The sequence below is a fragment of the Leucobacter soli genome, from assembly GCF_042659205.1.
GTDB lineage: Bacteria > Actinomycetota > Actinomycetes > Actinomycetales > Microbacteriaceae > Leucobacter > Leucobacter soli.
The window spans coordinates 1-2,567 of record NZ_JBHSRW010000287.1 but is presented as its reverse complement, the minus strand read 5'-3'; the positions used below and the strand labels follow the sequence as shown (position 1 = coordinate 2,567).

Sequence of the window (2,567 nt, the reverse complement as noted above, 5' to 3'; positions counted from 1 at the left end):
GAGGCGCTCACCGAGGCCGGGGCGCACCTCGTGGTGCGCGACCTCGAGGAGCTGCTGCCGTGAACAGCGCGGCAGCGAGCGCCGCATTCGGCATGCCGGAGGTGCCGGCCGGGCCGGTGGAGGAGCTCCGCCGGGACTTCGGGGACGACCCCTGGCGGCTGGTGGTCCGCGGGATCGACCCCGCGCTCGCCGCCAAGGACGAGACGCTCTTCTCGCTCGGCAACGGCTACCTGGGCCTGCGCGGGAACCACGAGGAGGGTCTGCCGCTCGGAAGCCACGGCACCTTCCTCAACGGCCTGCACGAGACCTGGCCGATCCGGCATGCCGAGATGGCCTACGGCTTCGCCGAGCACGGCCAGACGATCGTCAACGCCCCCGACGCGAAGACGATCCGCATCTACGTCGACGACGAGCGCCTGAACCTCGGGTCGTCCGAGGTCCTCGACGTCCAGCGCATCCTCGACCTCCGCGCGGGCACGCTCACCCGCTCGCTGCTGTGGCTGACGCCGACGGGCAAGCGCGTGCGCGTCGAGACCCGCCGGATGGTGTCGTTCGTTTCGCGGCACCTCGCGACCCTCGAGATGCGGATCACCGTGCTCGACGCCGATGCCGACCTGACGGTCAGCAGCCTGCTGCTCAACCGGCAGGATCTCGGCCGCGTGCACACGGAGCAGGCCTCGGCGACCCCGGAGGGGTTCCTCGACCCGCGCAAGGGCGAGCAGCTGACGGAGCGGATCCTCGTGGCCGGTCCGTCGACTCACGACGACGGATCCGGGGGATCCGGCACCGCGGCCGCTCGCGACGGAGACCCGTCGCCGACGGACCGGCGCCGCAGCCGCAGCATCCTGAGCTATCGGGTGCAGCATTCGCGGATGGCGCTCGGCGTGGGGATCGACCACGAGTTCGAGGGCGGCGGCGGCGATTGGCGCACCCGGATCGAGACGGGGGAGGATCGCGTCCGCCACCTGTTCCAGGGCACGGCGCGCCGCGGGCGCACGGTCCGACTGGTGAAGACCGCGGCCTACCATGCGTCGACCACGGCGGCCCTCTCGGAGATGGTGGATCGCTGCCAGCACACCCTCGAGAGCGCGGCCGTGGAGCCCGGCGAGGCGCGCTGGGAGCAGCAGCGGCGCTACCTCGACGATTTCTGGCGGCGCAGCGATGTGCGGGTGGAGGCCGAGCCCGGTGTGCAGCAGGCGATCCGCTGGAACCTGTTCCAGGTGGCGCAGGCGGCTGCTCGCGCGGACGGGCGCGGGATCCCCGCGAAGGGGCTCACCGGCTCCGGGTACGGCGGGCACTACTTCTGGGACTCCGAGGTCTACGTGATGCCGTTCCTCAGCTACACGAACCCGATCTGGGCGCGGAACGCCCTGCGCGCCAGGGAGCGGATGCTGCCGCAGGCACGGCAACGGGCCGTGATGTTGAACGAGGAGGGGGCGCTCTTCCCCTGGCGCACGATCAACGGCGAGGAGGCGAGCGCCTACTATGCGGCGGGCACGGCGCAGTACCACATCAACGCCGACATCACGTATGCACTCGCCCGCTATGTGGCGGCCACTGGCGACCTCGAGCTCCTGCTCGGCGGCGCGTGCGACATCGCGGTGGAGACGGCCCGGCTGTGGACCAGCCTGGGCTTCTGGCGCGCCGAGCCCGGCGGTGCGAGGCGGTTCCACATCCACGGCGTGACCGGCCCCGACGAGTACACGACCGTGGTCAACGACAACCTCTTCACGAACGTGATGGCGCGATTCAACCTGCGCTTCGCCGTCGAGGTGGTGCGCCGACTCGCCGATGAGGCGCCCGCGGTCTACGCGGAACTGATCGACCGCCTCGATCTCGAACCGGAGGAGGTCGACGCGTGGGCGGCGGCGGCGGAGGGCATGACGATCCCCTACTCGGAGGAGCGCGGCGTCCATCCGCAGGACGCCCACTTCCTCGATCAGGAGGTCTGGGACCTCGCCGCCACGCCGCCCGAGCAGAAGCCGCTCCTGCTGCACTTCCATCCGCTCGTGATCTACCGCTTCCAGGTGCTCAAACAGGCGGACGTCGTACTGGCGCTGCTGCTCGCGAGCGACGAGTTCGGCGCCGAGGAGAAGCGGCGCGACTTCGAGTACTACGACGCCCTCACCACCGGCGACTCGACGCTCTCGGCCATCGTGCAGTCGATCATCGCGGCCGAGGTCGGCTATCCCGAGCTCGCCTACCGCTACTTCGACCACGCCCTGCGGGTCGACCTCGACGACCTGCACCAGAATTCGTCGGACGGCGTGCACATCGCGTCGGCCGGGGGCGTCTGGATGATGCTCGTGCAGGGTTTCGCCGGGATGCGCGACGCGGGGCGGCGGCTGAGGTTCGACCCGCGCCTGCCCGATCACTGGGGTGCGCTCTCGTTCACCCTCGCCTGGCGTGGGAACCGCATCGCGGTGGAGCTGCGGCAGGATGCGATCCGCTTCGAACTCGTCGAGACCGGCACTGGCGCAGGTGCCGGCGGTGCCGCGGCTGATGCGGGCGCAGCGCCCGGCGCCGGTGCGAGTGACGACCCGGGTGACGGCGAGGTCTGGGGCCCG

The 2,567-nt window shown here is 71.1% G+C and carries 1 protein-coding gene; it reads left to right on the top strand.

What is annotated here, in order from left to right; genetic code table 11:
• Positions 1-92 precede the first annotated feature (92 nt).
• Positions 93-2,567 (top strand): glycoside hydrolase family 65 protein (locus tag ACFPZL_RS12185; RefSeq protein ID WP_452233262.1); only part of this gene is annotated, 2,475 nt, incomplete at its 3' end.